The sequence below is a fragment of the Rhodoferax lithotrophicus genome (genome assembly GCF_019973615.1).
Lineage (GTDB): Bacteria > Pseudomonadota > Gammaproteobacteria > Burkholderiales > Burkholderiaceae_C > Rhodoferax > Rhodoferax lithotrophicus.
The window spans coordinates 2,976,789-3,002,737 of the sequence record NZ_AP024238.1 but is presented as its reverse complement, the minus strand read 5'-3'; the positions used below and the strand labels follow the sequence as shown (position 1 = coordinate 3,002,737).

At 58.2% G+C, this 25,949-nt stretch carries 26 protein-coding genes; 17 read left to right on the top strand and 9 right to left on the bottom strand.

What is annotated here, in order from left to right:
• Positions 1-3 precede the first annotated feature (3 nt).
• From LDN84_RS13850 to LDN84_RS13835, 4 genes are read left to right on the top strand one after another with little or no spacing between them, the layout of a single operon-like run.
• Positions 4-723 (top strand): class I SAM-dependent methyltransferase, encoded by a 720-nt coding sequence (locus tag LDN84_RS13850; RefSeq protein WP_223904034.1) that lies wholly within the window; start codon positions 4-6, stop codon positions 721-723.
• Positions 720-1,934, top strand: coding sequence for an NAD(P)/FAD-dependent oxidoreductase (locus LDN84_RS13845; protein WP_223904033.1), 1,215 nt, complete (start codon positions 720-722; stop codon positions 1,932-1,934). The genes LDN84_RS13850 and LDN84_RS13845 overlap by 4 nt, the downstream gene beginning before the upstream one ends.
• A complete protein-coding gene (locus LDN84_RS13840; RefSeq protein ID WP_223904032.1) occupies positions 1,931-2,221 on the top strand; it encodes an acyl carrier protein in 291 nt (96 codons plus the stop codon). The genes LDN84_RS13845 and LDN84_RS13840 overlap by 4 nt, the downstream gene beginning before the upstream one ends.
• On the top strand, positions 2,218-3,501 hold the full coding sequence (locus tag LDN84_RS13835) for a beta-ketoacyl-[acyl-carrier-protein] synthase family protein (RefSeq protein WP_223904031.1): 1,284 nt from the start codon (positions 2,218-2,220) through the stop codon (positions 3,499-3,501). The genes LDN84_RS13840 and LDN84_RS13835 overlap by 4 nt, the downstream gene beginning before the upstream one ends.
• Here the strand turns inward: LDN84_RS13835 and LDN84_RS13830 are convergent.
• The 5 genes from LDN84_RS13830 to LDN84_RS13810 all read right to left on the bottom strand — a co-directional run bounded on the left by LDN84_RS13830 (position 3,465) and on the right by LDN84_RS13810 (position 6,028).
• Positions 3,465-3,881, bottom strand: coding sequence for a PRC-barrel domain-containing protein (locus LDN84_RS13830; RefSeq protein WP_223904030.1), 417 nt, complete (start codon positions 3,879-3,881; stop codon positions 3,465-3,467). The two genes, LDN84_RS13835 and LDN84_RS13830, sit on opposite strands and share 37 nt — an antisense overlap.
• Positions 3,882-3,922: 41 nt before the next feature.
• Entirely contained in the window at positions 3,923-4,132 is a 210-nt protein-coding gene (locus LDN84_RS13825) for a CsbD family protein (RefSeq protein ID WP_223904029.1), read from the bottom strand.
• A 114-nt stretch (positions 4,133-4,246) separates the two neighbouring features.
• Positions 4,247-4,825, bottom strand: coding sequence for a chemotaxis protein CheB (locus LDN84_RS13820; RefSeq protein ID WP_223904028.1), 579 nt, complete (start codon positions 4,823-4,825; stop codon positions 4,247-4,249).
• 48 nt (positions 4,826-4,873) lie between these two features.
• Positions 4,874-5,740 carry a transglutaminase-like domain-containing protein gene (locus tag LDN84_RS13815; protein WP_223904027.1) on the bottom strand — a complete coding sequence of 289 codons (867 nt, stop codon included), beginning with the start codon at positions 5,738-5,740 and terminating at the stop codon, positions 4,874-4,876.
• A gap of 129 nt (positions 5,741-5,869) precedes the next feature.
• Entirely contained in the window at positions 5,870-6,028 is a 159-nt protein-coding gene (locus LDN84_RS13810) for a DUF3309 family protein (protein WP_223904026.1), read from the bottom strand.
• Positions 6,029-6,348: 320 nt separating this feature from the next.
• Here LDN84_RS13810 and LDN84_RS13805 point away from each other — a divergent pair, with 320 nt between their 5' ends.
• Both LDN84_RS13805 and LDN84_RS13800 read left to right on the top strand, forming a co-directional pair.
• A complete protein-coding gene (locus LDN84_RS13805; protein WP_223904025.1) occupies positions 6,349-7,170 on the top strand; it encodes a response regulator in 822 nt (273 codons plus the stop codon).
• A gap of 25 nt (positions 7,171-7,195) precedes the next feature.
• Entirely contained in the window at positions 7,196-7,921 is a 726-nt protein-coding gene (locus LDN84_RS13800) for a Crp/Fnr family transcriptional regulator (RefSeq protein ID WP_223904024.1), read from the top strand.
• Between the two features lie 39 nt (positions 7,922-7,960).
• Here LDN84_RS13800 and LDN84_RS13795 read toward each other — a convergent pair whose 3' ends face one another.
• The 3 genes from LDN84_RS13795 to LDN84_RS13785 all read right to left on the bottom strand — a co-directional run bounded on the left by LDN84_RS13795 (position 7,961) and on the right by LDN84_RS13785 (position 12,442).
• A complete protein-coding gene (locus LDN84_RS13795) occupies positions 7,961-8,539 on the bottom strand; it encodes a BON domain-containing protein (protein WP_223904023.1) in 579 nt (192 codons plus the stop codon).
• A 559-nt stretch (positions 8,540-9,098) separates the two neighbouring features.
• Positions 9,099-10,493 (bottom strand): cardiolipin synthase, encoded by a 1,395-nt coding sequence (gene cls / locus LDN84_RS13790; protein ID WP_317134797.1) that lies wholly within the window; start codon positions 10,491-10,493, stop codon positions 9,099-9,101.
• Positions 10,493-12,442: an AsmA family protein gene (locus tag LDN84_RS13785; protein WP_223904022.1), complete on the bottom strand. Its 1,950-nt coding sequence runs from the start codon at positions 12,440-12,442 to the stop codon at positions 10,493-10,495. The genes cls and LDN84_RS13785 overlap by 1 nt, the downstream gene beginning before the upstream one ends.
• 155 nt (positions 12,443-12,597) lie before the next feature.
• Here LDN84_RS13785 and LDN84_RS13780 point away from each other — a divergent pair, with 155 nt between their 5' ends.
• From LDN84_RS13780 to LDN84_RS13730, 11 genes are all read left to right on the top strand, one after another.
• Entirely contained in the window at positions 12,598-13,035 is a 438-nt protein-coding gene (locus LDN84_RS13780) for a YXWGXW repeat-containing protein (RefSeq protein WP_223904021.1), read from the top strand.
• Between the two features lie 153 nt (positions 13,036-13,188).
• Complete coding sequence (locus LDN84_RS13775) at positions 13,189-14,742, top strand: class I SAM-dependent DNA methyltransferase (protein ID WP_223904020.1); 1,554 nt, start codon at positions 13,189-13,191, stop codon at positions 14,740-14,742.
• A 23-nt stretch (positions 14,743-14,765) separates the two neighbouring features.
• Positions 14,766-14,996, top strand: a complete 231-nt coding sequence (locus LDN84_RS13770) for a hypothetical protein (protein ID WP_223904019.1) — start codon at positions 14,766-14,768, stop codon at positions 14,994-14,996.
• On the top strand, positions 14,969-15,307 hold the full coding sequence (locus tag LDN84_RS13765) for a type II toxin-antitoxin system PemK/MazF family toxin (RefSeq protein WP_223904018.1): 339 nt from the start codon (positions 14,969-14,971) through the stop codon (positions 15,305-15,307). Before LDN84_RS13770 ends, LDN84_RS13765 begins: the two co-directional genes overlap by 28 nt.
• A 155-nt stretch (positions 15,308-15,462) precedes the next feature.
• Positions 15,463-15,765, top strand: a complete 303-nt coding sequence (locus LDN84_RS13760; RefSeq protein ID WP_223904017.1) for a hypothetical protein — start codon at positions 15,463-15,465, stop codon at positions 15,763-15,765.
• A complete protein-coding gene (locus tag LDN84_RS13755; RefSeq protein ID WP_223904016.1) occupies positions 15,762-16,883 on the top strand; it encodes a PDDEXK nuclease domain-containing protein in 1,122 nt (373 codons plus the stop codon). The genes LDN84_RS13760 and LDN84_RS13755 overlap by 4 nt, the downstream gene beginning before the upstream one ends.
• Positions 16,880-18,226 (top strand): restriction endonuclease subunit S, encoded by a 1,347-nt coding sequence (locus LDN84_RS13750; RefSeq protein ID WP_223904015.1) that lies wholly within the window; start codon positions 16,880-16,882, stop codon positions 18,224-18,226. The genes LDN84_RS13755 and LDN84_RS13750 overlap by 4 nt, the downstream gene beginning before the upstream one ends.
• A 127-nt stretch (positions 18,227-18,353) precedes the next feature.
• Positions 18,354-19,262 (top strand): DUF3800 domain-containing protein, encoded by a 909-nt coding sequence (locus LDN84_RS13745; RefSeq protein WP_223904014.1) that lies wholly within the window; start codon positions 18,354-18,356, stop codon positions 19,260-19,262.
• Between the two features lie 143 nt (positions 19,263-19,405).
• Positions 19,406-20,893 (top strand): DUF8451 domain-containing protein, encoded by a 1,488-nt coding sequence (locus LDN84_RS13740; RefSeq protein WP_223904013.1) that lies wholly within the window; start codon positions 19,406-19,408, stop codon positions 20,891-20,893.
• A 203-nt stretch (positions 20,894-21,096) separates the two neighbouring features.
• On the top strand, positions 21,097-22,179 hold the full coding sequence (locus LDN84_RS13735) for a Fic family protein (RefSeq protein WP_223904012.1): 1,083 nt from the start codon (positions 21,097-21,099) through the stop codon (positions 22,177-22,179).
• 5 nt (positions 22,180-22,184) lie between these two features.
• Positions 22,185-25,439: a type I restriction endonuclease subunit R gene (locus tag LDN84_RS13730; RefSeq protein ID WP_223904011.1), complete on the top strand. Its 3,255-nt coding sequence runs from the start codon at positions 22,185-22,187 to the stop codon at positions 25,437-25,439.
• Between the two features lie 114 nt (positions 25,440-25,553).
• On the opposite strand, the gene LDN84_RS13725 is transcribed toward LDN84_RS13730, so the two are convergent.
• The gene (locus tag LDN84_RS13725) at positions 25,554-25,868 is read right to left on the bottom strand and encodes a BON domain-containing protein (RefSeq protein ID WP_223904010.1); all 315 of its coding nucleotides are present in this window, start codon (positions 25,866-25,868) and stop codon (positions 25,554-25,556) included.
• Positions 25,869-25,949: the final 81 nt, after the last annotated feature.

The window sequence follows — 25,949 nt, the reverse complement described above, 5'->3', positions numbered from 1 at the left end:
TCAATGGAAGTGCTTGACGGTCTTCCCCCAGACCACCCCGATGCCATACGTTCGCGCAGGGATTTGCGACGTGTTCACCATGCCATGGGGACGCGCGGCATTGTGCTGAGAGGCTTGAGGGCCATGACCGCCAGACACCCCAAAGCGCGGCCACTGCGGGTGCTGGAAATCGGCGCGGGTGATGGCAGTCTGATGCTGGGGGTGGCTCAGGCCCTTACACCCAGCTGGTCAGGGGTTGATCTCACCTTGCTGGATCGCCAGGCGCTGATCGACCCGCGCACTATTGCGCACTACAGCGAAGTGGGTTGGGCCGTGACTCAGGAGGTGGGTGATGTGCTCGACTGGGCTGCCGACCTGGGTGGGAACGCGGTACATGCCCCCTGGGACTTGATCGTGGCGAATCTCTTCTTGCATCACTTTGAAGGGGCTCAACTGGATTCGATCCTGCGTTTTGTTGCCCACAAAAGCCTTGGATTTTTTGCCTGCGAGCCCCACCGCAACTGGCTGGCACTGGCCGGGAGCCACCTGATTGGCGCGATTGGGGTCAACCATGTGACCCGTGAAGATTCGGTGCTGAGCGTACATGCCGGTTTTAACGGCCATGAGCTCAGCGCCCTTTGGCCACACCAGGGCAAACTTTGGAACGTACAGGAATATTCTGCGGGTCTTTTCAGCCATTGTTTGCGTGCCGAGCGCACTGGGTTAACTGGGTTAAACGGATGAAAACCCACTTCGATGCCGTCATTGTGGGTGCTGGCCCCGCTGGCTCCAGCACCGCCATCTGGCTGGCCCAGGCGGGTTGGCGTGTTGCCCTGATTGAGAAGCAAATGTTTCCTCGCCGCAAAATCTGTGGTGAATGTCTGGCTGCCAGTAACCTGCCGCTGCTGGAAACGCTGGGGATCGGAGCTGCATTTGCTGCCCTAGCCGGCCCTGAACTGCGCCAGGTGGCACTGATGCGTGGCAGCCGCAGCGTGGTGGCCGAGTTACCACCGGCGGACGACGGCATTTTCCGCTGGGGTAGGGCGCTGGGGCGCGAAACGCTGGATACCTTGCTGCTTGAGCAGGCTCGAAGCAACGGGGTGCAGGTGATGCAACCCTGGACTTTGCAAGGCTTCTACGGTGGCCCAGGCAAGTGGCGCTGTGAGGTGCGCAGTGTCGATACCAAAGCACTCCTCACCTTGCATGCACCGGTGGCGGTGGATGCCCACGGATCCTGGGAGCCGCTGCCATCTGACCGGCTGCAACATGTGTGCAACGTCAGTGACCTGCTGGCCTTCAAGGCCAACTTCTCTGGCGCGTCGCTCCCACCGGGTTTGCTGCCGGTGCTGTCCTTTGAGGGGGGCTATGGCGGCATGGTGCTGGCCGACCAGGGCCTGTTGACGCTGGCCTGCTGTATCCGCCGTGACCGCTTGACCGCACTGCGTCAGGCTTCTCCCGGCACATCTGCGGGCGAAGTGGTGGAGGCCTTGTTGAAACGTGAGTGCGCGGGTGTCCGGGCGGCATTGCTGAGTGCCACGCGCGTCGGGGCGTGGCTGGGCACTGGGCCACTGGCAACGGGCATCCGCCTGCGTGCAGACGACCCGGTCTTTCGTATTGGCAATGCGGCCGCCGAGGCGCACCCGATCATTGGCGAAGGCATGAGCATGGCCTTTCAGTCGGCATGGCTGTTGTGTGCCCACCTGATTGACGCAGGTGTTCAACCCACTCTGCGTGATGTGACATGGCAGCGCGCTGTAAGTCATGCTTATGCCAAAGACTGGCACCGGCAGTTTGCGCGCCGTCTGCGCCTGGCATCGGTATTGGCGCACCTGGCGATGCGCCCCGCATGGGCCGCGCCGCTGATGGCGCTGGTTCGAGTCTGGCCCGGGCTCTTGCCACTCGCGGCGATATGGGGCGGAAAAACACGATCTATGACCATCAGGAGCACACCATGACAACGACCTTCGAGCGCTTGCGCACCATTCTGATCAAGGACTACATGTTCACACCCGACCTGCTGGTGCTTGACGCGCCACTGGAAGAGTTGGGCATTGACTCACTCGGCACGGCTGAGCTGCTGTTCAATATTGAAGATGAGTTTGGGGTGACGTTGCCGCCGGATGCGGTGCAGCTCACCACGCTCGGTGATGTGGTTGGTTTTATTGATGGGCTGATCGTGGCTCAGCACAAAAGCAAAATACAGACCGACCCTATCGCTGACCTTGTTTTACCCGCTGTATGAGGCGTGTTGCTGTCACCGGCATAGGGGTTGTCTCGCCCCTTGGCAACAGTGCGCAAGCCGCGTTTGAGGCCGCGCGTGATGGCTGCTCAGGCATTGGCCGCATCAACGCACCATTTGCCCAACGGCTGCTGGCCCCGATTGCGGCTACGGCGCAGTTTGACGGTGCTGCACATTTTGAGCCTTTGAAATTACGCATGCTGGATCGCGTCAGCCAGTTGGCCGTGGTTGCCGCCAACCAGGCGCTGGCCCATGCCAACATCGACTGGGCCCAGGTCGACCGCAGCCGGGTGGGTGTGTTTGTGGGCACCGGCATGGGCGGCACACTGAGCAATGACGAGGGCTACAAAACACTTTACGCAGAGGGCTCAGACCGCATCAAACCGTTCACCGTGTTGGCCGGCATGCACAACGCCCCCGCCGCCTGGATCGGTCTTGAGCATGGCTTGTCCGGCCCGAACCTGACCTATTCCACCGCCTGTTCGTCGTCTGCTGTGGCCATCGGTGAGGCCTGGCTGCGGGTGGCCAGTGGCGCGGTTGACATGGCGATTGCCGGTGGCTCTGAAGCGCCCTTGTCCTTTGGCTCCATGAAAGCCTGGGAGGCGTTACACACGCTGGCGACCGTGGACGCCGATGCACCGGCCACCTCATGCAAACCGTTTTCTAAAAATCGCAGCGGCATGGTGTTGGGCGAAGGGGCCGCCCTGCTGGTGCTGGAAGCCTGGGACAGCGCCATGGCACGCGGCGCAAGCATTCAGGGTGAACTGCTGGGCTACGGGCTGACGACAGATGCCGGCCACATCACCCGGCCCAGCGTGGTGGGCCAAGCTGCCGCCATGTCTGCGGCGCTGAACTCCGCCGAAATTGACCTGACCGCAGTGGATGCCATCAACGCCCATGGCACCGGCACGCTGGCCAATGACGCGGTGGAGACCGCTGCCATCAAGACGGTTTTTGGTGAGCGGGCCTACCAGATACCGGTCAGCGCCACCAAGGCGCTGCATGGGCATTTGCTGGGTGCGGCCGGGGCACTGGAATGTGCCTTGTCACTGCTGGCGATGCAGCACCAGGTGGTTTTGCCCACCTTGCATTTGCAGTTACCAGACCCGGAATGTGATCTGGATTACGTGCCCAACGAAGCGCGCAGTCAGGATGGCGTGCGCACCATGTTGTCCAACTCGTTTGCCTTTGGGGGCACCAACGCTGTGTTGGTGCTGCGCACTGCGACAAGATCGTTAGTCAGCGCTCAAAGAATCACCACTTCGGGCGGTGTGGTGCCGTAGTAGGTGTGGACATCCTTGGCCCAGTTTTGATCTGACATGTTGGGCCAGTTGTCCTTGTCAAAGCCGGGGGCACTCTCCAGCCGGTCTTTGGCCACATCCAGGATGAAGCGTTTGTTGTCGGTGTCAAGAGTCAACGCTTCCCAAGGAACGGCAAATAATTTTTCACCCATACCGAGGAGGCCGCCGAACGACAGCACCGCATAACTGATGCGGCCAGCGGCCACATCGAGCATGATTTCCTTGATGTCACCCAGGTCTTCATCCTGGCGGTTGAACACGTCGTTGCCCATCAGGGTGTCAGCACCCATCAGTCGTGGACCTGGTCCGTTGCTGTCAGACACTGCGTACATGCCGTAATTGTCTTGTTCTACATAGTTCATGAAAATTTCCTTAGCGTGGTGAGTGAGAAAGTGAGTGGGTATCAAACATGCGATTTCGTGGTGTTGTGCGCGGCATGACGGGCATCTTTGACCGCCTCTTTGACATCGCCATAACCCTTTTGGACTTCGCCTTTCACTTGCAGCTTGATGCCTTTAACTTCCTGCGATTTACTGTCTACCAACTTGCCAGTGGCTTCTTGTACCTTGCCAGCGATGTTTTTGATCTGGCCTTTGACTTGATCTTTGTTCATGAGATTTCCTTTGGGATGAAGTGAATAAATGCAATCACGAGCCTGATTCAGACTCGCCTCGCAGATTAGCCAGCGCCAGACGTTTGGTCGGTGCGCTTGCATACACAACCACCCTTAAGAGGCTTTGGCTTCACTCCGCGCAATATGCACAATTTCCTTGGCAATGTCTTCTGGCGACAGCACAAAGTCAATGCAGCCGGTGTTGATGGCGCTCTCGGGCATGTCGGGCTGGCTGGCGGTTTCCAGCTTTTGTGCAATGGTGATGCCCCCCACCTCTTTGATGCCGCACAGGGCGGCCGCACCGTCACCGTCATAGCCCGAGACAATCACCGCAATCAGTTTGCCGCCCCAATACGCGGTGAGTGACTTCAAAAAAACGGTGATCACGTCGGGCCAGCCGCGTGGCTTGGAAATCGGCTTCAGATGAAACACGCCGTCTTCCACATGTAAATCCCGGTTGGCCGGGATGATGAACACATGATTGGGCTCAATGACCAGGTTTTCAGTGATCAGTTCGACCGGCATGGGTGTAAAACGCGGCAACACCTCATGCAGTTGGGTCGGCATGATGGTGATGTGGTTGACGATCACAATTGCTACCCCCATGTCGGCGGGTAGGCATTTCAGCAGGCGGATGTAGGCATCAAGCCCGCCTGCTGAGCCCCCTACACAGACAATAGGAAAATTTTCCATGATGCGGGGGCCTGTATAACGTGCTGGTCAAGCCCATGGGCCTAGGGCTCACGGCCCGTCAGTGGACAGCGCGTAAGGCACATGCTGCGGCACCACCAGCAGACCTTGCTGGTTGGGAACGGCTTCGATCTGGATCACCGGGGCCGAGCCTTGTACATCACCAAAGATGGTGGCAAAGGCCGCATCGGCGGCATCCCGGCCGGTACCAAAGCGCAGAAACCCCATGGGAATGGCCACGCCTGAGGCATCAAAGATGTACCAGCGCCCATCCAGATAAACCTCCACATAGGCATGGAAGTCGGTTGGCCCCAGGATGGGGGATGCACCATAGTCGATGCCCGTGGCAAAACGCGCTGGAATGTTCACCGCCCGGCAAAGTGCAATCATCAGGTGGGCAAAGTCGCGGCAGACACCAACCTCTTCCACCAGCGTATCCACCGCGGTGGTGTTGCTGTTGGAGCTGTTCGGCTGGAAGGTGACGCGGTTCAACACCCAGTCGCGGATGGCTTGAACCCGGCTGTAACCCCGCCACAAGTGACCAAACTCCTTGATGGCCAGACGCACCAGCCGGTCAGACTGGCAGTAGCGGCTGGGGTAGAGAAATGGCAGCACATAACCGGGCAACTCGGCCACAGGCAATTCACCCAGCTTCTCAGGCTGTTCACTGTAGTGGTGCAGGTCTACCGTGGCGGCGTAGTGCACCCTGAGGGGGCCTGTGTTGGCCTTGATCCGCAAAAAGCGGGTGTGTGTTGTGGGGTCTGTGTAGAGACTTTGCAACAGGGGCTGATTGATCACCAGCATTTCACTCACCACGCTCTGATGGGCTGTTTGCGCGGCGTGAATGCTGAAGATGAAATCTGCATCGGGCTGCGAGACGCTGTAATTCAGTTCAATCGAAAATTTCAGGCGGATCATGGGGGGCTTTCAATCGGCCTGTGTTGAATGCACAGTCGCCGAACAAACCATAACACCCTTCGTCTTTGGGAGCTGCTGATCCGCGTAGGCGAACCGTTGTGAGGTAGCAGTGCGCATCATGGGCCGTCCTTACAAGCGCCCGGTCAACAGCAGCACCACCACCACAATCAGCACCAGCCCCAAGCCGCCACTGGGCCCATAGCCCCAGTTCTGGCTGTGGGGCCAGGTGGGTATGACACCAATCAGCATCAAAATCAGCACGATCAACAGTATGGTTCCCAAGCTCATGGAGGGCTCCTTCAAAAGGGTTTAAAACAGGTCAGACTCAAACGCAGCTTAGGCGTAAGCTTGCTCAGGTTCTGTGTGCTGGCGTACCCAGGCGCGGGCGGGGCGGTTTTTCTATCTTGGCATCAGGCTGCGTACGCCAGCGCACAGAGTTGAAGCCCTGCCCACAGGCATGATGCCGAGCATGACGCTTGCAGGCATCAGGCCCGGATGTGAAGGTATTTTTAAATATAAAAATGCCTTCTGATGCTTGTCAATCAAGCGCTAATAGCTATTATTTATATAGCTAAATAGCCCTTTAAAAACAACCCGAGGAAACCATCATGCCCATGACGGTCGAAATTCACAAAGCCCGCATCCTGATCGTGGACGATCAAGCGGCCAATGTGCAACTGCTGGAGCAGTTGCTGGCGGAGGCGGGCTACACCCAGGTGAGCTCGACCATGAAGCCGCAAGAGGTGTGTGCGCTGCACCGCAAACATCCGTATGACCTGATCCTGCTGGACTTGCAAATGCCCGAGATGGACGGTTTCCAGGTGATGGAAGGGCTCAAAACCAACGTCACCGACGCTTACCTGCCGGTGATTGTGCTCACCGCCCAGCCGGGCCACAAACTGCGCGCCCTGCTGGCCGGGGCCAAAGATTTCATCAGCAAGCCGTTTGACCTGGTCGAGGTGAAAACCCGCATTTACAACATGCTGGAAGTGCGCCTGCTGTACCAAAAACTGGCCGACTACAACCGGCTGCTGGAAGCCACCGTGGCCGAGCGCACCGCCGAATTACGCGAGAGCGAGGCCCGCTACCGCAGCCTGACCGAGCTGGCCTCAGACTGGTACTGGGAGCAAGACGAAGACGGGCATTTCACCAAGGTGTCCGGCCCGGTGCTGGAAATGCTGGGCCTGCAGGTGGAGCCGTTACGTGGTGAAGCCGATCCGGCAACGCTGAGCGGCTGGAATGAGACCGAGCGTGACACCTTGCGCGCCACCATCGTGCAGCGCCAGCCGTTTCTGGACCTGGTGTTTCACCGCACCCTGGCCGACGGCAGCCTACAAAGTTTTCAGGTCAGCGGCGAGCCCATGTTCAACAGCAGCAGCCGCTTTGTTGGCTACCGGGGCATTGGGGTCGAACTCACAGCCAAACCCTAAGCCGCGATCAGGGAGGAAAAACAACATGCCTGCACTTCATAACCCCAATCAAAACCATCTGTTGGCGGCTTTGCCGACCAAAGATTTTGAGCTGCTGAGCCCCCAACTGGAATTGGTGCCATTGGCACTGGGGCAAATGCTGTACGACCCCGGCACACAAATGCGCCACGCCTACTTTCCCACCACCGCCATCGTGTCGTTGCACTATGTGACTGAGACCGGGGCTTCGGCCGAAACGGCGGGCGTGGGCAACGAAGGGGTGGTGGGTATTTCGCTGTTCATGGGGGGCGACACCACCTCCAGCTCGGCGGTGGTGCAAACGGCAGGCCACGCTTACCGGCTGGATCGCCATGTGCTGAAAACAGAATTTGACCATGCCGGGGCGTTGCAACATTTGCTACTGCGCTACACCCAGGCGCTGATGACCCAAATGGCGCAAACCGCCGCCTGTAACCGACACCATTCGGTAGAGCAGCAACTGTGCCGCTGGCTGCTGCTGACGCTGGACCGCATGCCCGAGGCGCGTGAGCTGGTAATGACACAGGAGCTGGTGGCCAGTATGCTGGGCGTGCGCCGCGAAAGCGTCACCGATGCTGCCGGGCACTTGCAAAACATGGGCTACATCCGCTACCGCCGGGGCCACATTGCGGTGGTGGATCGCGCCGGGCTGGAGAAAAGCGCCTGCGAATGTTATGGCGTGGTCAAGAAAGAGATTGACCGCCTGCTCTGTGACGTGCGTTTGCGCCAGTAGCGGGTGCCATGCCGGAACAGACCGGCATGACGGGTTTGCCTATTTCTTGATCGCCATGTCGTTGCCGACCTGGGTCACCCCTTCAATGCTGTGGGCCACTTCGATGGCCCGGTCGATCTGCGTCTGGTTGTCTACAAAGCCGCTGAGCTGTACACGGCCATCACGTGTCACCACGGCAATGTCGGCGCTTTTGACCGTGGTGTCGGCCATCAATGCCGTTTTGAGTTTGGTGGTGATGACACTGTCGTCAATCTTGGTGCCAATGGTGGTTGCGCCGCCTTTCAGGCTGACTTTGTTGTCCACGGATTTGACACCGGCTACCGCCTTGGTGATAGCCACGGCCCGGTCGATCTGACCCTGGTTTTCCACAAAACCGCTGAGCATGACCTCACCTTTGCGAGTTTCCACCTTGAAGTCAAAACTCTTGACCTCCATGCTGTCCATCAGGGCCGCTTTGACTTGGGTGGTCAACAGGGTGTCATCCACTTCCGTGCCGACCGTGGTGCTGGGCACAGGCGTGGCAGCCGCATCGTCGGTCTTGCCACAGGCCACCATGGAGATGGTCATCACGCCGGCGATGGTGGTGGTCAGAATGCGTAGTCCGAGAGGGGTGTTCATAAATAAGTCTCCAGTTGATAGGGGTAAATCCGGCATCCACTGTGGCTTGAATGGAGCGGTTTCTCAGTGCGATAGCGAACACTGGGGCTGGAAAGATATGTTTTCGGTGTTTTTATATAGAGAATTGGCTTCTAGGGCTTATATTTATTGCGTAAGTAGCTATTTAATTCATAGTGATGTAATCCCCCCCTCACCTCCAACCCCTCTCCACCCCCCGCCGGGGCGGAAAGGGGGGCCAACAGCCGTATTTGGCCGAGTGTTTTGACGGAGGCCATACAACGCGAATGGCCAGCGCAGCGGCAAGTGTGTCAATCTGATGTGGGGAATCAATGCGCTTGAGCGTTGGCGGAAGGTTTATCAGCGCAAGCATCACCGCGTCCCCACACCGCCCCGTTGGCCGAAGCGTTGTCTGGCTTCAGTTCAGAGACGCGGCCAAATACGGCTGTTGGCTCCCCTTTCCGCCCCGGCGGGGGTGGAAAGGGGTTGGGGGATAGGGGGGGATTACAAAAGTCAGAAATCCACCAAAGCCAATTTCCAGAGGCATTCCCAAATGCCTCCCCTAAAGCAGCCGCTGCCAAAACTGAGCCAACCATTCCTTCAGCTTGAACTCCATCGGCCGATCTGCCCAGCGGGCCGGGTCAATGGCTTGCGAGGCCCGCAGGTCTTGTTCAAACATGGCTTGCATTTGCAGGGCAAAGGGGCGGCCCAAAATCACCGCGTTCACCTCGTCGTTGTCCAGGAAGCTGCGCCAGTCCAGGTTGGTCGAGCCCACGGTGGACCATACCCCGTCAATCACCACCGTTTTGGCGTGTAACAAGGCATCCTGGCGCTCAAAAATCTGCACTCCGGCCTTGAGCAGGCTGGCGTAATGTGCCCGCCCGGCGTGAAACACCAGGGCCGAGTCTGAATGGCTGGGCAGGATCAGCTTGACTTCAACCCCGCGCGCTGCGGCGTTGGCCAGGGCGCTGAGTAATTGCGGGTCTGGCACAAAATAGGCGTTGGTGATGTGAATGTGTTTTTCCGCATTGCCAATGGCCGAGATCAGGGTCAGGTAGATCAGGCTGTAGGGGTCGTCTGGTGTGCTGCCGATAGCCCGCACAATGTCCTTGCCTTTGGCGGGAAGGGTGGGGAAGTAGGCCTTGGATGCCAGTGGCGGGCCGTGCTGTTTGTCCCAGGTTTGCAGGAACAGTTTCTGAAATTCGGCTACCACCGGGCCCTGGATTTGCAGGTCGGTGTCACGCCAGGCTGCGGCGTTGGTGCTGGCCTTGCCCCCAGGGTGCAGCACGGAGCCCGAGGCATACACGCTGCTGATGTTGATGCCGCCCAGAAACACCGTGTGGCCATCCACAAGGAGCAGCTTGCGGTGATCCCGGTTGTTGATCAGCCACGGCCCGCGTGCTGCCAGCGGGTTGACCGGGTTGAACTCCAGCACCGCCACCCCGGCGGCCTGGAGCCGCTCAAAAAAAGCGCGTGGTGTGTGGATGCCGCCCACACTGTCATACATCAGGTTCACCTGCACCCCCCGCGCCTGCGCCGCCAGCAGTGCCGTGGCGAACTGGTGGCCGGTGGCATCGTCTTCAATGATGTACGACTCCAGGTTGATATGGTCTTGCGCCTGCGCCATGGCCGCCAGCATGGCCGCATAAGTGGCTTGGCCGTCTTGCAGCAGGGTGGCCTGGTTGCCCAGCGTGAGCGGGCTGTCGCTGACGGCTTGCTCCAGGGCAATCTGCTTGTCCAGAATGTCCAGGTCGCCCGACCTGCGCTTGAGCTCCGCCACGATGGCGGCACTTTTCTGCATCGACACCGGGCCACGCGCGTTCTCAAACCGGGCCGCCTGGGCGCTGTGCCGCGCAATCAGAGCCTGGGTATCGGGCAAGCTGGCGCAGCTTGTCAAACCAAGCATAAGCACCAGCGCCAGACTGGCCCGATGCAGCATGGCAAGCCGCGGGCTCATCATTTCCCCTGCAGCCACGGTTTGCAATCACTGTCCTGGCCGGGGCCGGGGTCAATCAGCGGAAGCAGCATCAGCAGCGGGTTGATGGTTCCCAGTGCCAGTGCCCCCAGGGCGCGCATCGTCATGCGGGTTTTATCCACCTGAATCAGCGGCTTGGCAAAGTTGCCGCGCACGTGAATTGGGCTGCGCAGGGCCAAGGGGCTGGTGTTTTTGGTTTTTTGGTTGAAGGTCAAGTCCAGTTTTTCCTGCGCCAGGCTGATGTTTCCGCTGCCTAAAAGTGTGGTCACCTGGGTGTCGAGCAGCAGCACCTTGGCCTGCATGTCGCCGGTGTGAACCTCAAAGTTGGCCACCGCGCAACGCAGCTTGATGGACTTGTCACCCGTCAAACTCAAGCGGAACATTTCCCACAAGTGCAAGCCGGCTTTTTCCATCACCATCTGGCTGATTTCGCCGCCTGACACCAGCAGCGCCACGTTGCCATTGGCATGGGCCAGCATGTTGCCCACTGAATTACCGCTGCCCGCCAGTTGAATCTGGCCACCGATCTGGCTGGCGCTGGTGGTGCCCATTTTGTCGGCCGGTAACAGCTTGGCCAGCGCCAGTCGGCGGATCTGCACCTTGGCCGTGGCTTGAATCGGGTTGTGGCGGCCATCCAGCGTCAAGACCGCGTTCATTTGCCCCCCGGCAATACCAAATTGCAACGGGTCTAGCCTGAGCACCGCATCTTTCAGACTCAAATGGGTGCTTAGCAGCGCCAGTGGCAGGGTGGTGACTTGGCGCAGCGACTGGGCGCGAAAGTCCACCTCGGCATCCACGCTGTTCCAATGCTCAAACTTAAAAGGCAAATCAGGCATGACCCGTTGGCTGCTGGGCGTGGCCCCCGGCGCTGGCCCGCTTTGCACCACCGCCTTCTGGGCGGCTTTTAAATGCCCTGGGCGTGCCCCGATGACCGGGCCCAAGTCTTCCAGCATGAGCTGTTGTGACACCAGCTCGGCCGTCAGCAGCGGCCTTTTACCCCCGGTTTTCACCTGTACCCAACCCGCCAGGTCGCTGGTGCCGATGCGGCCGGTGAAGTTCTCATAACGCCAGGTGTTGGCCTGGCGTGTCAGGTGCCCCTGTATCACGTAATCGTGGGTGCTCAGCATGGCCAGGCCGGTCAGGGTGAACAACTCGTTCAGGTTGTTGCCGCTGAGTGTCAGTTGCATATCCATGGCACTGAGCTTGGCCAGGTTGGTGAGATGGCCTTGCGCCTGAATCTGTGTCGGCCCCACCGTGGCATCCACTTGCAAACCATAGGGCGTGGCCGCGTTTTGCAGCGCCAGCACCGAGTCGCCCGTGCCCTTGGCCCGCAAGGGCTGGCCCTTGAATTGCCCGCTGGCGCTGAATGCCACACCTGCCGCTTGGGTACTGCCGGTGTGTACGGGTAAAGATGAGAGTTCAGCCCGAAGATGGGTTTGGCTCAAGGCATCGTCAAAGCTCAAGACACCCTGGTCAAGCGTCAGCCGGTTGATGACGAAGCGGGCGTTGTCATCTTGCTGGTTCACATCCAGCAACCAGTTTTTGCGGCCACCAGTGCCCAACTCCAAAGACACGGTTGGGCGCACCAGATGCAGGTCGGTCAGCACCCATTTTTGCGCCAGAACCTGTGGCAGAAGTTGCGTGAGGTTGACAGAAAAAGACACCTCGTCGGCGGTCAGAAGTTGTGCATGGGTGGCCCAGGCGGGGTTGGCAAAGCTCACCTTTTGCGCCCGAAGTCGTGGCCATGGCCAGCCCCATTGCACCTCCAGATTGCCCCCAATCACCAGTGTGCGCCCCGTTTTCTCGAAAGCCATGCGCTCTATTGGCGCACGTAGCCAATTCCAGCCCAGCAACGCTACGGTGAGGGTGATCAGCAGCAGTAAGGCCAGCAAAACGCCGGTGATCCACTTGACGGAACGAGGCAGGCTCATGGTGATATTTTTAATGGGGAGAGGAGGTGGGCCAAGCGTGCTTCATAGTCGGACAAGACTAGGGCGTTTGCGCACCCCAGTCGGTACGCAAACGCACCGACTGGGCTTCTGTCAACCGCGAACATGGCGCATTTAACCCCAACTGAAAGGTTTGTATGAAGCGTTATACGATGGTTCGAGGTTTGGTGCTGTCTTTGGCACTGATGGCGGGCAGCGCAGCCTGGGCACAGATCAACTTCAACATTGTTGTGGCACCCCCTGCGCCGATGTTTGAGGCCGTGCCCATGATGCCGCCGGGCTATGTGTGGGCTCCGGGTTATTGGGCCTGGAACCATGACCGCCACATCTGGGTGCGCGGGCATTCCATCATGCAGCGCCCCGGCTACCGCTGGGAGCCTGACCACTGGGAGCAACGCGATGGCCGCTACGCCCGCCAAGCCGGTTACTGGGCACGTGAGGACGCACGGCCCATGCCGGGCATGACCATGGGAAAACCCATGCATGACAACGGCAATCGTCACAACGGCAAGAAGGACAAGAAAGACAAACGCTGGAAAGATGAGCGCCAGGACTCGCGTGGCAATGGGCGCTGAAGCGGGGTGCTGAGCGGGGCGTTGAATTGGCGTTGATGCAGCGGCGGCGTTGGTAAGATCAAGTCGGTCTTAGCCTCTCACTTTCATTCTCGCCAGCGCAGCGCCTTGGCGCATGAAAGTGGTTTCACGTTAACCGCTGCTCATTGCACCCCCATGCTCGACGACATCAAAAAAACCCTGTGGGCCACCGCCGACAAATTACGCGCCAACATGGATGCCGCCGAATACAAGCACCTGGTGCTCGGCCTGATCTTCGTCAAATACATCTCTGACACCTTCGCCGCACGCCGTGCCGAACTGGTCATGCGCCTGAGCAACCCGGCAGACGAGTATTTCTACCACGATGCCCAGCCCGGCGACATTGAGGCCGAGCTGGAAGACCGCGACTATTACAAAGAAGTCAACGCTTTCTGGGTGCCTGAACCCGCCCGCTGGGAGGCGCTGCGCAATGCCGCCAAGCAAGCTGACATTGGCAAATGTATTGACGAAGCCCTGACCCAAATCGAGCAGGAAAACCCCAAGCTCAAAGGTATTCTGGACAAACGCTACGCCCGCGCCCAGCTGCCCGACGGCAAACTCGGTGAACTGGTGGACCTGGTTTCAACCATCGGCTTTGGTGACAACCCAAGCACGGCGCGTGATGTGCTGGGCCAGGTCTACGAATACTTTCTGGGCATGTTTGCCAGTGCCGAAGGCAAACGCGGCGGCCAGTTTTACACCCCGGCCAGCATTGTCAAAACCCTGGTGGCCGTGCTGGCCCCGCACACCGGCAAGGTCTATGACCCCTGTTGTGGCAGTGGTGGCATGTTTGTGCAGTCTGAGAAATTCATAGCTGCCCACGGAGGAAAGACGGGCGATGTCGCCATATTTGGCCAGGAAGCCAACCCCACCACCTGGCGGCTGGCGGCGATGAACCTGGCCATCCGTGGCATCGACTTCAATCTGGGCCGCGAGCCGGGCGACACCTTCACCCGCAACCAGCATGCTGATTTACGCGCCGACTTCATCCTGGCGAACCCACCCTTCAACATCAGCGACTGGTGGCACGGCAGCCTGACGGGTGATCCGCGCTGGGTCTATGGTGACCCGCCCCAAGGCAACGCCAACTACGCCTGGTTACAGCACATGCTGCACCACCTCAAACCCACTGGCCGGGCCGGCATTGTGCTGGCCAACGGCTCCATGAGCAGCAGCCAGAACTCTGAGGGTCAAATCCGCGCCGCCATGGTCGAGGCCGATGTGGTTGAGGTGATGGTGGCGCTGCCCGGCCAGCTGTTTTTCAACACCCAGATTCCCGCCTGCCTGTGGTTTCTGGTCAAGCAGAAGCAGAAACGCAAGGGCGAAGTGCTGTTCATCGATGCCCGCAAACAAGCCAGCATGATCAGCCGGGTGCAAAGTGAGCTGACCGATGCCGTCATTGAGCGTATTGCCGCCACCGTGGCGGCCTGGCGTGGCGAGCTGGGTGCTGGTGAATACCAGGACATTGCTGGCTTTTGTCGCAGCGTGACCCTGGCCGAGATTGCCCAGCACGGCCACGTGCTCACCCCTGGCCGTTACGTGGGCGCGGAAGAAGTCGAAGACAAGGACGAAGACTTTGCCACCAAAATGCAGCAGCTCACCGAAAAGCTGGGTGAGCAGATGGCCAAGGGGGCGGAGCTGGATCAGTTGATACGGCAAAAGCTGGGAGGGTTAGGATATGAGTTCTGAAGCAACACCAAGGAGCCTGAGTCATGATGCAAACCTATGAAGCTGTATTGCAGCCCAACGGGCATCTTCAATTTCTGGACTTGGCAGCCGTGGCACATCTGACACCCCGGCGCGTGCTGGTCACTTTTACTGAAGAACTCGAACCGACTGACACCGCGCTCTGCGGTGCAACTCTGAGTGAATCCGCTCTGGCACAAGATTGGCAGCGCGTTGAGGAGGATGCCGCATGGGCACATTTGCAACCCGCCAAGTAGTTTTGCTGCCATTTCCGTTTTCTGACCTCACCGCAAGCAAACTGCGCCCCGCCCTGGTATTGGCAAATGCCGGCAAAGGTGACTGGGTGCTGTGCCAAATCACCAGCAACCCTTACGCAGATACATCTGCTGTTGTCATCACTGATGCAGATTTTGAGCAAGGCAGCCTGCAACGTATGAGCTACGCCCGGGCCAGCAAGCTTTTTACCGCGAATGAAAGCCTGTTCCAACGTGCAGCCGGGCAACTCACGCCCGAACGCCATAGTCAGGTGGTACAGGTCATTGTGGAGTTGCTGCAGGCCGGGGGATAAGTTTTGAACCCCAGCGAAAATCCGAAACTGTCTATAAAACTGTCGATAACGGCAATAAGCCAACAGCCTGTAGGCCGATTTGGGCAACAGGCCGTTGCCCAAATACTCTGCAGCCCGCGTGGTCACGCGATAAGTACAACTACAGGAAGTGTCCCATGACCGACAACCTGCACCAATTGGCCGGACAAATATCGGCACTGTTCCACCAAGCCATCCAAGCCGCCAACGAAGAAGTGGATGCCATCATCCAAAGCGGTGCGCAAGACACCCGTCGCATCGAGCATCAGCTTGACCACATGCTCGGTTTTTGCTGCGACCCGGACATGCTGCTGGTGTTCAAACGGCTGTGCCGCTATTACTACGGCATTGATCCAGCGGCTACGGCTGACTATGTCTATGCGTACCGGGAGATGTGGGACACGCCCGATGAAGCTGAACACGAAAGCGCGTCCGTATGAGCACAAGCAAAAACAAGGCGGTTGAGAAAGCGCCGACAACACCCGCACCATTGGCAGCGACGCAGCCAAACGCGGCAAAGCCATCCGGTTACGCTGACTTTTTGCGGGAAGTCAAAACCGAAATTCGCCAGCGCCAGCGCCAGGCATTGCGGGCTGTCAACAGCGAGATGCTGGCGCTTTACTGGTGGCTGGGTGAAAACATCAGCCAACGCCAAGCCACATTGGGCTGGGGCAAAGCCGTGGTGGAGAATTTGGCGCGGGATTTACAGGCAGAGTTTCCGGGGCGCAACGGGTTTTCAGCACGCAACATTTGGAATATGCTGAACTTTTTCCGTGACTATGCCGACAAGCCAAAACTGCAACCACTGGTTGCAGAAATCAGTTGGGCCAAAAACCTGCTCATCATGGCACGCTGCAAAGACGACCTGGAGCGCGAGTTTTACCTGCGTGCCACCGCCCGCTTTGGCTGGTCAAAAAACGTGCTGCAGCATCAACTGGACAACCACAGCTACCGCCAATACCTGCTGGGGCAGACCAACTTTGACGCAGCCGTGCCTGAGGGCATCAAGGCGCAGGCCATGCTGGCCATCAAAGACCACTACACCTTTGATTTTGTGGGGCTGGCCGAACAGCATTCCGAACGCGAACTGGAGTTATCACTGGTGGCCAACCTGCGCGGTTTTCTGGCAGAAATGGGTGGTGCGTTCACCTTTGTCGGCAACCAGTTCAAGCTGGAAAGTGATGGCCGCGACTACTTTATCGACCTGCTGCTGTTTCACCGGCGGCTGCGCTGCCTGGTGGCGATTGAATTGAAGATTGGCGAGTTCAAACCCGAGCACAAGGGGCAAATCGAGTTCTATCTGGATCAGCTCGACCAGCATCACCGCGTGGATGGCGAAAACCCGCCCATTGGCATCGTGATTTGCCGCAGCAAGACGCGCACGATGGTGGAATACGCTCTGCGCACCATGACCCGCCCGCTGGGCATTGCCACCTACACCGTCACCCCACAACTGCCCGCCAACTTTCAGGGCGAGTTGCCCAGCCCGGAACAGATCGCGGAACGTTTGGCAGGCTGGGCGTTGGAGTCGGATGGGTTTGAGGGGGAGGGGGTATGAGTGCGGAGTGGGTCACGCTCACCATCGGTGAATTGGTGCGTAAGGGAGAGGCTACTGTTCAAACTGGCCCATTCGGCTCGCAGTTGCATAGCCATGATTACGTTACTGCAGGTACTGCGGTGATCCCGACAGAAGCCATCGGGCGCGGACGCATTCTCGACATTGCAGTGCCCCAAGTGGATTCAATGAAGGCCGCTGGACTCGCAAGACACCGCCTACGACTCGGAGACATTCTGTTTGCCCGTCGCGGCGCTCAAGCTACCGGCCTGTCCGCAATCATTGATGAGCGATTTGAGGGTGCGCTTTGTGGCACTGGCGCTTTATTGCTGCGAATTCAAAGCCCGCGAGTTGACCCCAACTACCTAGCGATGTTTCTGTCCAGCGAGGCCGCGTATATCTGGCTGAGAACACACGCGGTTGGTGCGGTCATGCCGAATCTAAACACGGACATTATCAAAGGGCTTCCGATTACGTTGCCGGGCATTGAAGAACAAAGAAGTCTCGCTCGTCTTTTTGGAACCCTCGACGACCGCATCACCCTGCTGCGCGAAACCAATGCCACGCTGGAAGCCATCGCCCAGGCGCTGTTCAAGTCGTGGTTTGTCGATTTCGACCCGGTACGCGCCAAGCTGGAAGGCCGCGCCCCCGAAGGCATGGATGAGGCCACCGCCCGGCTGTTTCCCGACAGCTTCGAGGAATCGGAGCTGGGCTTGGTGCCGAGAGGGTGGCGGGTTCTGCCAATTGGCGATGCGGTTGAAGCTGTCGGCGGCGCAACCCCGGACACCAAGAACCCCGCCTATTGGGAACCGGCAATCCACTGCTGGACAACACCGAAAGACCTGTCGGGCATTGCTGCGCCGGTGCTGCTGGACACTGAACGCAAACTCAGCGATCAAGGCCTAGCCAAGATCGGTTCTGGCGCGCTGCCCATTGGCACTTTGCTTTTGTCATCCCGCGCACCCATTGGCTATCTGGCGTTGGCGCAAGTCTCGCTGGCGATCAACCAAGGCTACATCGCGATGCCGCCCGGCGGCTTGTTGCCGCCTTTGTACATGCTGTTTTGGTGCCGTCAAAACATGGAAAACATCAAAGGCCGCGCCAATGGCTCGACTTTCATGGAGATCAGCAAAAAGGCGTTTCGGCCTATTCCGGCATTACTGCCGTCGCCAGAAGTGGTGCAGGTATTTGCAACCGTTGCGGGTGCTTTGTTTGATCGGCTGATCGAGAACGAGAAACAAGCCCAAACCCTAGCCACCCTGCGCGACACCCTGCTCCCGCGCCTGATCTCGGGTCAGTTGCGCCTGCCAGAGGCGCAGTCCGCCGCAGAGGATGCGCTGGCATGAACCCAGCCTCCACAATAACTATGTATTTAATAGCTGCTTGCGCACATTCAACAAGGGCTACAGGCCGATTTAATGAACAAGCGCCTAGCCAAACCACCAGCCAAGCAAGACGAATAAAGAGAACCTCATGACCACAAAACCAGGCACCCAATACGCGCTTTTTGAAGTGGCTGAGACTTCTCCGCTAGAAAGCCCACCGACAGACAACCCAGAAACACGATTCAGTGATTACGTGGTCTATGTAGACGAAAGCGGCGACCATTCACTGGCCAGCATCAATCCGGACTTTCCGGTGTTTGTGCTGGCTTTGTGTGTAATTCATAAACGGCACTATGCCGAAAAAATTATCCCTGCCGTCGAGAAGTTGAAGTTCAACTACTTTGGTCACGACAGCGTGGTGCTTCACGAGCATGACATTCGCAAGCAAAAGGGTGAGTTTGCTTTTCTGAACCGCTTGCCCATCCGGCTTGAATTCGTAGGGCAACTGTCGGCCATCATGGATACCAGCAATTTCATCCTGATTGCCTGTGTGGTGGACAAGGCGCGCATGGGCAAAAGCGAAGGGGCATCGACCAATCCGTATCACATTGCTTTGGATATTTGTCTGGAGGCTTTGCGGGGATTTTTGGCAGAGAAAAAGCAAGACCATCTGCTAACGCATTTGGTGGTGGAGTGCAGAGGCAAAAAGGAAGATAGGGAGCTGGAATTGGAGTTTCGTAGGATTCGCGATGGCAGCGCTCTTGGAAGCAGACGACTTCCATTCGATATTGTTTTTGCTGACAAGAAGACCAATCTGGCGGGCTTGCAGTTGGCAGACTTGGTAGCTAGGCCCATTGGACTGAATTACATTCGCCCGGCACAGCAGAACCAGGCGTTTGACCTGCTGAAGCGCAAGTTTTACTGCGATGGCGGGCGTGCACACGTGGGCAGTGGTTTTGAGAACGTGGGCTTGATGGTTTACCCACCCCAGAAAGCGAAAAGCCCCGATGAACCCACCGAGGCTATAACGCCGATCGAGAACCCCCAATCCACTTGAGCATGAGTTTAACCCAACGATGATCAACCGATGGAAGTATCTTGTACAAACTATGTTTTTAGTAGCTGTTAACGCATATAAAAAGAAGGCTACAGACTAATTTATGCACAAATACAGAAGCAAACATGGCTGGAGGCATATTGATGTTTGATTTGAAGACCGTGGAAGACTTGTCGCTACTGCGTGAGTCCGTTGCTATGGAATGTAAGCTGGCCCAAGGTCAGAACGGCCAGGGCGAAATTCCCAAAGACTTCTGGTCTAGCTATTCCGCCATGGCCAATGCCCACGGTGGTGTAGTGTTGCTGGGCGTGCGCGAGAAAGACGGCGCGTTCAGTATGGCAGGTCTGAGCCATGCCGCCAAGCTGAGGACTGACCTGTTCAACAACCTGAACAACCCGGCCAAGGTCAGTGTCAATCTGCTGAGTGATGCTGACGTGCAAGAGTTGGTGGTGGACGACAAGACCATTCTGGCCATCACTATCCCCCAAGCCACGCGCAAGCAAAAACCGGTGTTCTTGCACGGCCAGCCCTTGGGCAACACTTACCGCCGCCTGAATGACGGCGACCGCAAGTGTGACGACGAAACGGTGAAGCGCATGCTGGCCGAGCAGATGGAGGACAGCCGCGATGCGCGAATTCTGGACAAATTTGGCATGCGCGACCTGGATGCAGACAGCTTGCGCGCGTACCGCAATGCCTTTGCCGTGCATCGGCCCGGACACCCATGGCTGAACGCGGACGACGACGAGTTTTTGCGGCTGATCGGCGGTTGGCGCGAAGACCGCGCGAGTGGTGAGGTGGGCTTGACTGCTGCCGGGCTGTTGATGTTTGGGCAATGGACTTCGATCACAGAGGCGTTTGGGCTCTACTTTCTGGATTACCAGGAGCGCCCAGCGGATGCGCAGTCGCAAACCCGTTGGCTGGATCGCATCGTGCCCGATGGTGCTTGGTCGGGCAATCTGTATGACTTCTTTCGCCGCGTGATTCGCAAGCTGACCGAAGACCTGAAGGTGCCTTTTGTGTTGCAGGGTGGGGAGCGGGTGGATGACACGCCTGTGCATCAAGCCCTGCGTGAGGCTTTGGTGAACACGCTTATCCATGCGGACTACACGGGGCGGGCCTCGGTGCTGGTGGTCAAGCAGCCTTCGGGCTTTGTGTTTCGCAACCCCGGCATGATGCGCGTGCCGGTAGCACAAGCTTTGGCGGGTGGTGCAAGTGACTGCCGTAACCGCACTTTGCACCAGATGTTTCTGTTCATCAATCTGGGGGAACGGGCGGGCTCTGGTTTGCCCAAAATTCGCTCGGGGTGGGAGGACATGGGGAATGCGGTGCGTCTGGCGGATTCGTTCGAGCCGTTTGAGCAGACCACACTGGAGATGAACTGGGGGCGTGGTTTCAGTGGCGTTTTGACCGAAACGCCAGTGAAAACGCCAGTGAAAACGCCAGTGAAAACGCCGGAGCAAATTCTCGAAGCGATGAAAAGCAATGCAGAGATCACCGTGCAAGAGCTGGCTGCACTGCTTGGAAAGTCCGAGAGCGCCATCCATCGTGCCATCCGAAAACTACGCGATGCAGGCCAAATTGAACGGATAGGTGGCGACAAAGGCGGGCACTGGGAGGTGAGATCATGAGTCCAATGTCACCAATAGCTATGTTTTTAATTGCTTATTTCGCAAATCCCACGGGAGCTAAAGGCCAATTTGATGCATAACGTTGCGCGATGGCATCAGACCATTGGCAATCTGTATAAAAAATCGCATTTTCTATACACATCGCAACTATCATGTAAAGAATTTTTTAATAGCTATACACATAAGCCTTTCAAAGTTCGCCCATGTCCGCACTCACGCCGCTTGAACAACTCAACCCCGCCCGGTTCGAGACACCGGCCATCCTCAAAAAGCTGGCCAGCAGCAGCCGCAAGCTGGCTGAGTTGAAGGGTGTAGCGGCCTCCATTCCCAATCAGGGCATTTTGATCAACACGTTGGCGCTGCAAGAGGCCAAGGACAGCTCCGAGATTGAGAACATCGTCACCACCCACGACGAGCTGTTCAAGGACGATGTGCTGCCTGAGTCGTTTGCCAACCCGGCCGCCAAAGAGGTGCTGCGTTACCGCCAGGCCTTGCGGGTCGGGTTTGAGCAGGTGCAAGGCAGTGGCTTGCTCACCTGCAACCACATCATCCAGATTCAGGGCGAATTGGAGCGCAACAATGCGGGTTTTCGCAAGCTGCCAGGCACGGCGCTCAAAGATGGTGGTGGCCAGACCATTTACACCCCGCCCCAAGACCCGGCAGAGATCATTGAACTCATGCGAGGTTTGGAGCGCTTCATCAATGAGGCCGAGCTGTTTGATGCTGACCCCTTGATCAAGATGGCGCTGATCCACCACCAGTTTGAGAGCATCCACCCGTTCTACGATGGCAATGGCCGCACCGGGCGCATTGTGAATGTGCTGTATCTGGTCAAAGAAGGCTTGCTGGACATCCCCGTGCTGTACCTCAGCCAACACATCGTGCGCCACAAGGCAGACTATTACCGCTTGCTGCAAACCGTGCGTGATGAAGACACCTGGGAAGACTGGGTGCTGTACCTGCTGGAGGCCGTCGAAGTGACCGCCGGGCAGACTATCGCCACCGTGCAGGCGATCAAGACCACGCTGTTTGACTACAAGCAGCGCATTCGCGCGGGCTACAAGTTCTACAGCCAGGACTTGATCAACAACCTGTTTATGCACCCCTACACCAAAATCGAGTTTGTGCAGCGGGACTTGGGGCTATCGCGCATCACGGCCACCAAATACCTGGAAGCACTGACGGAGGGTGGGTTTGTGCAAAAGCAAAAAATAGGTCGCAGCAACTACTACGTGAACATTGCCTTGAACGCGCTCTTGCAGGGCCAAGCCCCAGTGAGGCCCTGACCGCAATGACCGAATCTCAACTCGAACAAGAAACCCTGGCCTGGCTGGCCGACGTGGGCTACACCCACCTCTATGGCCCGGACATCGCCCATGACGGCCCCCAGCCCGAGCGCAGCCACTACCGCCAGGTGCTGCTGCCGTTTCGCCTGCGTGAAGCCATCCTCAAACTCAACCCCGGCGTGCCCACTGCCGCCCGTGAAGACGCTTTGCGGCAGGTGCAAGACTTGGAGCACCCGGCGCTGCTGAGCGCCAACCGGCACTTTCACCGCCTGCTGGTCACGGGTGTGCCGGTGCAGTACCAGAAAGACGGCCAAACCCAGGGTGATTTTGTGCGGCTGGTGGACTGGGCCAATCCCGGGCGCAACGAATGGCTGGCGGTGAACCAGTTTTCAATCAAAGGCTCGCACCACACCCGCCGCCCCGACATCATCCTGTTTGTCAACGGCCTGCCACTGGTGCTGCTGGAGCTGAAAAACCCGGCAGACCTGAATGCCGATATCTGGAAGGCGTTTGACCAATTCCAGACCTACAAAGACCAGATCCCCGACGTGTTCCAGTACAACGAGGTGCTGGTCATCACCGATGGCACGCAGGCGCTGATGGGCTCACTGTCAGCCAATGCCGAGCGTTTCATGGCCTGGCGCACCATTGACGGCACGCTGCTCGACCCGCTGGGTGAGTTCAACGAGCTGCAAACACTGGTGCGTGGGGTGCTGGCTCCCGCATACCTGCTGGACTACCTGCGCTACTTTGTGCTGTTTGAGGACGATGGCGGCATCGTCAAGAAAATTGCCGGTTACCACCAGTTTCACGCCGTGCGTCTGGCCATTGGGCAGGTGGTGGCTGCATCCCGTGCCGGTGGCACGCAAAAAGGTGGTGTGGTCTGGCACACCCAGGGCAGCGGCAAGAGCATCACCATGACCTGCTTTGCGGCTCGGGTGATGCAAGAGCCGGAGATGAAAAACCCGACCATCGTGGTGATCACCGACCGCAATGACCTGGACGGCCAGTTGTTTGGTGTGTTCAGTCTGGCGCAAGACCTGCTGCGCGAGCAGCCGGTGCAGGCCCGTACCCGCCAAGAGTTACGCAGCTTGCTGGCCAACCGGCCCAGCGGCGGCATTGTGTTTGCCACCATCCAGAAGTTCATGCCGGGTGAAGATGAAGACCTGTTTCCGGTGCTCTCAAACCGCCACAACATGGTGGTGATTGCAGACGAGGCGCACCGCACGCAATACGGCTTTGCGGCCAAAATAAAAACCCGCCAACAAAGTTATAAGCAAAATAGCCCTCTAGCACAGGTACAGAATGCGCAAGCAGCTATAAAAACAATAGCTACTGGTGAGGGTTTGCTCACTCCGCACCGGGTCGAGTTTGAGGCACCAGCCTACGCAGTGTCCTCTGCGCAAGCCAGTGAGCGCTACCTGGCCGGTTACGCCCAGCACCTGCGTGATGCCTTGCCCCATGCCACTTTTGTGGCCTTTACCGGCACGCCCGTCAGCAGCACCGACCACGACACCCGCGCGGTGTTTGGCGACTACATCCATGTGTATGACATGCAGCAGGCCAAGGAAGACGGGGCCACGGTGGCAATTTATTACGAATCGCGCCTGGCCAAACTCAGCCTGAACGCGGCTGACCTGGCGCACATCGACGACGAGGTGGACGAGCTGACCGAAGACGAGGAGGAAAGTGACCAGTCGCGCCTGAAAAGCCACTGGGCTGCGTTGGAAAAAGTCGTGGGTGCCGAACCCCGCGTGGCCAGCGTGGCGGCTGACCTGGTAGCGCATTTTGAAGAGCGCAACCAGGCCCAGACCGGCAAAGCCATGGTGGTGGCCATGAGCCGCGACATTTGTGTGCACCTGTACAACGAAATCGTCAAACTGCGCCCGCACTGGCACGACGCTGACCCGGAACAGGGTGTGGTCAAGATTGTGATGACCGGCTCCGCCAGCGACAAGGCCTTGCTGCGGCCCCACATTCACAGCCCTCAGACCAAGAAGCGGCTGGAAAAGCGCTTCAAAGACCCGACCGACCCGCTGCGCCTGGTGATCGTGCGCGACATGTGGCTCACCGGCTTTGATGCGCCCTGTGTACACACCCTGTACGTGGACAAACCCATGAAGGGCCATAACCTGATGCAGGCCATTGCCCGTGTCAACCGCGTGTTCAAAGACAAACAAGGCGGCCTGGTGGTGGACTACATCGGTATTGGCAATGAGCTCAAGGCCGCCATGAAGGAGTACACCCAGTCCAAAGGTCGGGGCAAGCCCACGGTGGACGCTCATGAGGCCTACAGCGTGCTGATGGAAAAGCTCGATGTGCTGCGCACCATGCTGCACGGTTTTGATTTCAGCGGTTTCCTGAACGGTGGCCACAAAACCCTGGCCGGTGCGGCCAACCATGTGCTGGGCATCCAGTCTGGCACACCCGGCAAAGGTCAGCGCGACGGTAAAAAGCGCTTTGCCGACGCGGCCTTGGCCATGAGCCGTGCCTTCACCCTGTGCTGCACGCTGGATGAGGCCAAAGCCGTGCGGGAAGAAGTGGCCTTCATGCAGGGTGTGAAAGTAATCCTGACCAAGAAAGAGACCTCTGCCCGGAAACGCACCGACGAGCAGCGTGAGCTGGCGATTCGCCAGATCATCAATTCAGCCGTGGTGTCCGAGCGGGTGGTGGACATTTTTGACGCGGTCGGCCTGGACAAGCCTAACATTGGCCTGCTGGATGACGAGTTTCTGGCCCAGGTGAAAGCCTTGCCGGAGAAAAATCTGGCGGTGGAGTTGCTGGAGCGACTGCTGGAGGGCGAAATCAAAAGCCGCTTTGCCAGCAACGTGGTGCAGGACAAAAAGTTCTCAGAAATGCTCTCCAACGTCATCACGCGTTACCAAAACCGAAGCATCGAGACCGCGCAGGTGATGGAAGAGCTGGTGGCCATGGCCAAAAAGTTCCGCGAAGCCGCTGCGCGGGGTGATGAGCTTGGCCTGACCGAAGACGAAGTGCGCTTTTACGACGCACTGGTAACCAATGAATCCGCAGTGCGCGAGCTGAGTGATGAAACCCTGAAAAAAATCGCCCATGAGCTGACCGAAAACCTGCGTCAAAACCTCACGGTGGACTGGTCAGAGCGCGAAAGTGTGCGCGCCAAGTTGCGGCTGATGGTGAAACGTATTCTGCGCAAGTACAAATATCCGCCGGATTTACAGGATGCGGCGGTGGAGCTGGTGTTACAGCAGGCTCAAGTGATGGGTCAGGCTTATACCTAACCCTTTTCAAAATAAGAAACCCCGTGATCCGATAGGCGAATCACGGGGTTTCGAGCTTTTGAGGTCAAGCTCAGGCGCAAAGATAGGTGCGAGCTGGTTCTTGCAGTGGCCGGGTCAAGGACGAACGGCAATTTCGTTACGAACTGACTTCACGTTGTTGACACCCCGTGCAATGCTTTCTGCGGCGGCTTTTTCCGAGCTGCTCTTGGCAAAGCCTGACAGCATGACCACACCGTTGAGCGTTTCAACGCTGATGGATGAGGCGCTGACAGCTTTACTCTCGGCCATGCGGGATTTGACCAGTGTGGTGATGCCGGCATCGTCCACATAAGCGCCCACGGTTTCCTGGCCGCGGCTTACCGCACAACCGGCGGTGGTTAACAGGGCGGCGGCCATCATGGCGGCGGTAAGAAGAGTTTTGATGTTCATGGTGAATCTCCAAGGGTATTGATGGTGAAAGCCCCACCACCGATGGGCGAAAAGCTGGAATACCCCAGCCGATGGGTGGAC